The organism is Nocardioides sp. (assembly GCF_034670285.1).
Taxonomy (GTDB): domain Bacteria; phylum Actinomycetota; class Actinomycetes; order Propionibacteriales; family Nocardioidaceae; genus Nocardioides.
In genome coordinates, this window is the sequence record NZ_JAXMNS010000181.1 from 1 (window position 1) to 7330 (window position 7330).

Below are 7330 nucleotides of genomic sequence, written 5' to 3' on the forward strand. Positions count from 1 at the left end.
CGCCCACCTGACCGGCTTCGACGAGGCCACCGGCGCGTTCGTGCACGTGCACCCGCTGGGCGCCCCGACGACGTCGGAGCAGGGGAGCGTGCTGCGCTTCCACACCTCCTTCGCCACGGCCGGCACCTATCGCTTCTTCGTGCAGGTGCGGGTGGACGGGTTCGTGCACTCGATCCCGCTCACCATGGCCGTGGAGTGACGAATCGGGCGGGCGTGCCCACGGCTCGTAGACTGGTGCGCATGCCCAGCCCCACCTCCGCCAGCATCTTCCCGCGTCTCGAGCCGCACCTGCCGACGATCTCCAAGCCGATCCAGTACGTCGGCGGCGAGCTCAACTCCACGGTTAAGGAGTGGGACTGCGCGCCGGAGGGCGAGACCGTGCGCTGGGCCCTGATGTACCCCGACGCCTACGAGGTCGGACTGCCCAACCAGGGTGTCGCGATCCTCTACGAGGTGCTCAACGAGCGCGACTGGATCGTCGCCGAGCGCACCTACTCGGTGTGGCCCGACCTCGAGCAGGTGATGCGCACCGGTGACGAGCAGGGACCCATCCCGCAGTTCACGATCGATGCCCACCGTCCGGTGCGCGACTTCGACGTCCTCGGCCTGAGCTTCTCCACCGAGCTCGGCTACACCAACATGCTCAACGCCCTCGACCTCGCGCAGATCCCGCTGCACGCCGCCGAGCGCACCGACGCCGACCCGATCGTGCTCGCGGGCGGCCACGCGGCCTTCAACCCCGAGCCGATCGCCGACTTCATCGACGCCGCCGTCCTCGGCGACGGCGAGGAGGTCGTGCTCGCCATCTCCGACGTCATCAAGGAGTGGAAGGAAGAGGGGCGTCCCGCCGGCGAGATGACCAGTGGTCGCGACGAGCTGCTGCGGCGCCTGGCCGTCACCGGCAACATCTACGTGCCGAAGTTCTACGACGTCACGTACGGCGACCCGGCCGACGGTGCCGAGATCGTCGCAGTCACGCCCAACCGCCCCGGCATCCCGCACCGCGTCACCAAGCACACCCTGATGGACCTCGACGCCTGGCCCTACCCCAAGAAGCCCCTCGTGCCGCTCGCCGAGACCGTTCACGAGCGCTTCAGCGTCGAGATCTTCCGCGGCTGCACGCGCGGGTGCCGGTTCTGTCAGGCCGGGATGATCACGCGCCCGGTGCGCGAGCGCTCCATCGAGACGATCGGCGCGATGGTCGAGAACGGCGTGCGCGCCTCGGGCTTCGACGAGGTGGGGCTCCTCAGCCTCAGCAGCGCCGACCACACCGAGATCGCCGACGTCGCCAAGGGCCTCGCCGACCGCTACGAGGGCTCCAGCGTCAGCCTCAGCCTGCCGAGCACGCGCGTCGACGCCTTCAACATCTCGCTGGCCAACGAGTTCTCCCGCAACGGACGCCGCTCCGGGCTGACCTTCGCCCCCGAGGGCGGCAGCGAGCGGATGCGCAAGGTGATCAACAAGATGGTCACCGAGGAAGACCTCATCCGCACCGTCTCGGCCGCCTACTCCCACGGCTGGCGCCAGGTGAAGCTCTACTTCATGTGCGGCCTGCCGACCGAGACCGACGAGGACGTCCTCCAGATCGCCGACCTCGCCAAGCGGGTCATCGCCGAGGGCCGCAAGGTCACCGGTCAGAACGACATCCGCTGCACCGTGTCGATCGGTGGCTTCGTGCCCAAGCCGCACACGCCGTTCCAGTGGGCCTCGCAGCTCGACGTCGAGACCACTGACGACCGCCTGCAGAAGCTGCGCGACCTCGTGCGCGCCGACAAGAAGTACGCCCGCGCCATCGGCTTCCGCTACCACGACGGCAAGCCCGGCAGCGTCGAAGGTCTGCTCTCGCGCGGCGACCGCCGCGTCGGCGCCGTCATCGAGCAGGTCTGGCGCGACGGTGGCCGTTTCGACGGCTGGAGCGAGCACTTCTCCTACGACCGCTGGGTCGAGTCGGCCGAGAAGGCGTTGGCCGGCACGGGCGTCGACCAGGCGTGGTTCACCACGCGTGAGCGCGGCTACGACGAGGTGCTCCCGTGGGACCACCTCGACTCCGGGCTCGACAAGGACTGGCTCTGGGCCGACTGGGAGGACGCTCTCGCGGTCGCCGACGGCAGCTCCGACGTCGAGGTCGAGGACTGCCGCTGGACCCCGTGCTACGACTGCGGCGTGTGCCCTGAGATGGGCACCGAGATCCAGATCGGACCCACCGGGCAGAAGCTGCTGCCGCTCGCGGTCATCTGAGTCAGAGGATCGGCGCGTCCAGCGAGCCGAAGGTCAGTTCGACGAAGCACAGGAACTCGTCGTCCGGCTCGATGTCCTCGGGGTCGCGGATGATCAGGTTGATCAGCAGGTCGTCGGAGAAGGCCTCGAGGGCCGCGAGGTCGTCGGCGGCCATCAGCGACGTGCAGACCTGGGCCGGGTTCACCGACCCGCTCAGGCCGCCCTCGTAGTCGGAGGCGACGCCGACGTAGATGATCTCGGCGTCGTGGGACTCCACGCAGTCGACCTTCAGCAGGTTGTAGTCGGACCCGTCCCGGCTCACGTCGACGCACTGGCCGACCTCGGCGTTCGACGGGGTGATCACGTTCTGGGCGAAGAAGACGCCGGCCACCACGACCAGTGCGCCGAGGATGCTGAAGAGCAGGCCGAGCGGGATGGCGGCGATCGCAGCCCAGCGCCCCTTGCGCTTGTTGTTCTTGGTGCGGCTCAGGCCGACGATGCCGAGGATCAACGCCACGGGCGACAGGAAGCACGTGAACGACAGCACGAACGCGGTGATCGACACCGCGTCGGTGCTGGTGGGTGCTGCCGCGGGCGGGGTGCCCTGACCGTAGGTGCCGTACGCGTCCTGGCCGAAGGTCTCCTGGCCATAGGGCGGCGGGTTGTAGGACCCCTGGTTGTAGGGGGTCTGGCCGTAGGGGGTCTGGCCGTACGGCGGAGGGGGAGGGGGCGTGCCCTCGGGGACGCCGGGCGAGCTGTTCGGGTCGTAGGGGTTGCTCATCGCTCGTCCTCCAGCTCGATCGGCGGCATCCCAGGCAGTCTGTCAGAAAGGACGCCGAGCCGGACTCATGTCGGGGGGGTGCGGCAGGATGGCGCGATGCTGCACGTGAGTGATGCCGAGCGGCGCACGCGGCTGGCGCAACGTCACGCCCTCGCACCGTCCCACCGCGCCGAGGGGGTGCGCGCAGCCACGGAGGCGATGACGGTGCTGCACGCCACGGAGCCGGCGACGGTCTACCTGTCGTGCTGGAGCCGGGTCGAGGGGCTCACGGTCGCCGACGTCGACCGAGCCCTCTACGACGAGCGCGGCGTGGTCAAGCAGCTGGCGATGCGACGCACCCTCTTCGTCTTCCCGCGTGACCTGCTTCCCGCAGCGTGGGGCAGCGCTTCTGCCCGCGTCGCAGAGGCCGAGCTCAAGCGGATGGCCAAGGACGTCGAGAAGGTCGGCGCCGCGGCAGACGGCATCGACTGGGTCCACCGATCACGTGAGGCGGTGCTCACCGCCCTGCGGGAGCGTCCCGACGGGCTGACCGCGGTCGAGGTGCGCGACGCCGTCCCCGAAGCCGTGGTGAGGCTGGACCTCGGCAGCGGTGCCGGAGCGGTGTGGAGCCACGGTCGGGTCCTCACCCACCTCGGGCTGACGCACGACCTGGTCCGTGGCACCAACACGCAGCACTGGCGGATCTCCCGGCCACGCTGGACCTTGATGACCGACTGGCTCGGTGCCGTCGGGGAGCCGCTGGACGCGACTGCGGGCTTCCGGGAGATCGTGCGCCGCTGGCTGCACACCTTCGGGCCGGGCACGGAGACCGACCTGGTCTGGTGGCTCGGCGCGACCAAAGGCATCGTGCGGGCCGCCCTGAGCGACCTCGATGCGGTGCCGGTCGGACTCGACGGTGGGGCGACCGGGTGGCTGCTGCCCGACGACCTCGACGCTCCGCAGGGCCAGGACGAGCGCTGGGTGGCGCTGCTCCCGGTGCTGGACCCGACCGTGATGGGATGGAAGCAGCGCGACTTCTACCTCGGCGAGCACGCCGCGACCCTCTTCGACCGCAACGGCAACGCCGGCACGACCGCGTGGGTCGACGGTCGGGTGGTGGGGTGCTGGACCCAGGACCTCGGGGGGAGGGTGCGGGTGCACCTGCTCGAGGACGTCGACCCCGCGGCGACGCGCGCGCTCGACGCGGAGGCCGAGCGGCTGACCCGGTGGCTGGACGGCGTCACGGTCGGCACCGTCTACCCTTCGCCTGCGATGAAGATCCACCGACCACACAGGGAAGCCACCAGATGAGCCGTCAACCTCCCGAGCAGCAGGCACCCCCGGTCCAGCGACTGCGGATCCGCTACGCCAAGCGTGGCCGGCTGCGTTTCACCAGCCACCGTGACTTCAGCCGCGCCTTCGAGCGGGCGATCTTCCGGGCCCGCATCCCGATGGCCTACTCCTCGGGGTTCAACCCGCACCCGCGCATCTCCTACGCCGGCGCGGCGCCGACCGGATCGGCCAGCGAGGCCGAGTACCTCGAGATCGGGCTGGCCCAGATGGTCGACACCGCCGACATCCATGCAGCGCTCGACGAGTCGCTCCCCGAGGGACTCGACGTCCTCGAGGTCGTCGACGCCGCCGAGCTCGGCAAGGGCGGGCTGGCCGACCTCCTGATCGCGAGTCGCTGGCTGATCGACACCCGTGCGCCTGCCGACGAGCTGAGCGCAGCGGTCGTCCGCTTCCTCGCCGAGCCCTCGGTGGCGGTCGAGCGGATGACCAAGAAGGGGCTGCGGGAGTTCGACTGCCGCGCTGCGGTCGTCTCGCTCTCGATCGCCGACACCGAGGCTTCGCCGGTGGCCGGGGCGGGGGTCGACGGGCCTGCCCAGCTGGACCTCGTCCTGCGCCACGGGGTGCCGTCGGTGCGGCCGGACGACGTGCTCACCGGCCTCTGTGCCCTGACCGGCCTCGAGCTGTCCGGGCCGGCGCTGCTCACCCGGCTCTCGCAGGGTCCGCTCGACGAGGAGACCGGCACCGTGGGGGACCCGCTCGCACGCTGATCCTGCGCGGCTCGGGGACTGTGCGATACTCGTCACGGTCGGCGATCGTCGCTCCCAAGGCGCGAGATCCGACCCGACGACGTTCTCGTCGCTCCGTCACGGCGGGTCGACACGGTGGGGACAGGTCGTCACCAGACCGCGACGCGGCCCGGATCGGTGACAGCGATCCGACCAGGCTGTCGACCGCGGTAGGTGACTCCGGTCCTCAGTGACGCACACCGCGGAGGGTGTCGTTCGAACCCACGAAGGCTTTGCACGACGTCCCGGAACCACCTGCTTTCCCCCGGGCGTGGTGCCAGACACCGCCCGACCTGAGGTCGGGCGCGAGGAGCACTACATGGCTGACGACACCTCCGCCGACCAGAACAACACCCCCGAGAGCACCGAGAACGCCGACACGGTCGTGCCCGACACGCCGCCCGGCGACGGCACCGCCAAGCCGGCCAAGAAGGCCGCTGCGAAGAAGGCGACCAAGAGGGCCCCGGCGAAGAAGGCCCCGGCCAAGAAGGCCGCGGCTGCGCCGGACCCGCAGGCTCCCGATGTCACCGAGGCTGCGGAGGGCGACGCTCCTGACGCGCCGGCCAAGAAGGCTGCTGCCAAGAAGGCACCGGCCAAGAAGGCTGCTGCCAAGAAGACCACCACGCGGGCGCCCAGGAAGACCGCCGCAGCAGAGCCCACCGAGGCTGCTGAGTCCGAGGCGCCCGACGCCGCCGGCAGCAGCGCCGGTGCCGCGATGCCGCTGTTCCAGGCCCCGGAGGCGACCCCGGCGCCCCGGACCCGTCGCGCCCCGGCCAAGAAGGCCGCGGCTCCCGCGGCCGACGAGCCGCTCCCGACGACGGACGGTCAGGCCGAGGGCACCACCGAGACCTCGACCGACGACGCCGCTCCTGCGCCGGCCAAGAAGACGACCCGCAAGCGCACGGCCGGCAAGCCCGCCCAGAAGCCGGCCCCCGAGCCCGTCGCCGTCGAGGAGGACGAGGAGGACGAGGAGTCCGCCACGACCACCGACGAGGCGAGCACGTCGACCGACCCGGCCGAGACGAAGCAGGACGCTGACAGCGACAGGACCGACGACAGCACCGACGACGACTCCGACGACGACTCGGACAGCTCCGACGACGGCGAGTCCGGCGACGGTGGCCCGCGTCGGCGCCGCCGTCGCGGCGGCCGTCGTCGTCGCAAGAGCGGCGGCGGTGGTGGCGGAGACAGCCAGAACGGCGGCCAGGGCAGCGGGGGCCAGGACAACGACTCCTCCGACCCGGGCAGCTCGGGCAGTGACGGTGGCTCCAAGAACGCCGACAAGTCCGAGAAGGCCGAGAAGTCCGAGAAGTCCGGCGACGACTCCGGCAAGCAGGAGGGCGGCCAGAACCGCGGCGGCCGCAACCAGGGCAACCAGGGCAACCAGGGGGGCGGGTCCGACGACGACGCAGAGTCCGGTGACGGCACCTCGCGTCGCCGTCGTCGTCGCCGTCGTGAGGGTGACGACGGTGGCAACGGCAACGACGACCCCAACAACACCACCACGCGCGTGCGCCGCTCCCGCTCGCCCGAGGACGAGATCACCGCGATCAGCGGCTCGACCCGTCTGGAGGCCAAGAAGCAGCGTCGCCGCGACGGTCGCGAGGCCGGACGTCGTCGCGCCCCGATCGTGAGCGAGGCCGAGTTCCTGGCCCGCCGCGAGTCGGTCGAGCGCGTCATGGCGATCCGCCAGCGCGAGGACGTCATCCAGATCGGTGTCCTCGAGGACAAGGTCCTCGTCGAGCACTACGTGGCCCGCGAGTCGCAGACCTCGCTGATCGGCAACGTCTACCTCGGCCGCGTGCAGAACGTGCTGCCCTCCATGGAGGCGGCGTTCATCGACATCGGCAAGGGCCGCAACGCGGTCCTCTACGCCGGCGAGGTCAACTGGTCGGCGCTCGGCCACAAGGACGGCGCCCCTCGCAAGATCGAGTCGGTGCTCTCCTCCGGACAGACGATCCTGGTGCAGGTCACCAAGGACCCGGTCGGTCACAAGGGTGCGCGCCTGACGAGCCAGGTCAGCCTGGCCGGCCGCTTCCTGGTCTACGTGCCGGACGGCACGACCAGCGGCATCTCCCGCAAGCTGCCCGACACCGAGCGCAACCGCCTCAAGACCCTCCTCAAGGAGATCGTCCCGGACTCCGCCGGCGTCATCGTGCGCACCGCCGCCGAGGGGGCCAGCGAGGACGAGCTGACCCGCGACGTCGAGCGGCTCAAGGCGCGCTGGGAGGACATCGAGAAGAAGACCAAGGGCAACGGCCCCCAGCTGCTCTAC

General features: G+C 70.7%; 6 protein-coding genes. 5 read left to right on the plus strand and 1 reads right to left on the minus strand.

All coding sequences use genetic code 11. From position 1 onward, the window contains the following. A partial coding sequence (locus tag VOI19_RS10520; RefSeq protein ID WP_323792917.1) for a hypothetical protein occupies window positions 1–199 on the plus strand: 199 nt, incomplete at its 5' end. 41 nt (window positions 200–240) lie between these two features. Then, complete coding sequence (locus VOI19_RS10525) at window positions 241–2238, plus strand: TIGR03960 family B12-binding radical SAM protein (protein WP_323792918.1); 1998 nt, start codon at window positions 241–243, stop codon at window positions 2236–2238. 1 nt (window position 2239) lies between these two features. Here the strand turns inward: VOI19_RS10525 and VOI19_RS10530 are convergent, their stop codons facing one another. Next, the gene (locus VOI19_RS10530) at window positions 2240–2998 is read right to left on the minus strand and encodes a DUF4190 domain-containing protein (RefSeq protein ID WP_323792919.1); all 759 of its coding nucleotides are present in this window, start codon (window positions 2996–2998) and stop codon (window positions 2240–2242) included. 96 nt (window positions 2999–3094) lie between these two features. Between VOI19_RS10530 and VOI19_RS10535 the strand changes: the two genes are divergently transcribed. The 3 genes from VOI19_RS10535 to VOI19_RS10545 all read left to right on the plus strand — a co-directional run. Beyond that, the gene (locus VOI19_RS10535; RefSeq protein WP_323792920.1) at window positions 3095–4288 is read left to right on the plus strand and encodes a winged helix DNA-binding domain-containing protein; all 1194 of its coding nucleotides are present in this window, start codon (window positions 3095–3097) and stop codon (window positions 4286–4288) included. Further along, window positions 4285–5037 (plus strand): TIGR03936 family radical SAM-associated protein, encoded by a 753-nt coding sequence (locus tag VOI19_RS10540; protein WP_323792921.1) that lies wholly within the window; start codon window positions 4285–4287, stop codon window positions 5035–5037. The genes VOI19_RS10535 and VOI19_RS10540 overlap by 4 nt, the downstream gene beginning before the upstream one ends. 337 nt (window positions 5038–5374) lie before the next feature. After that, window positions 5375–7330: ribonuclease E/G (locus VOI19_RS10545; protein ID WP_323792922.1), on the plus strand; the 1956-nt coding region annotated here is incomplete at its 3' end.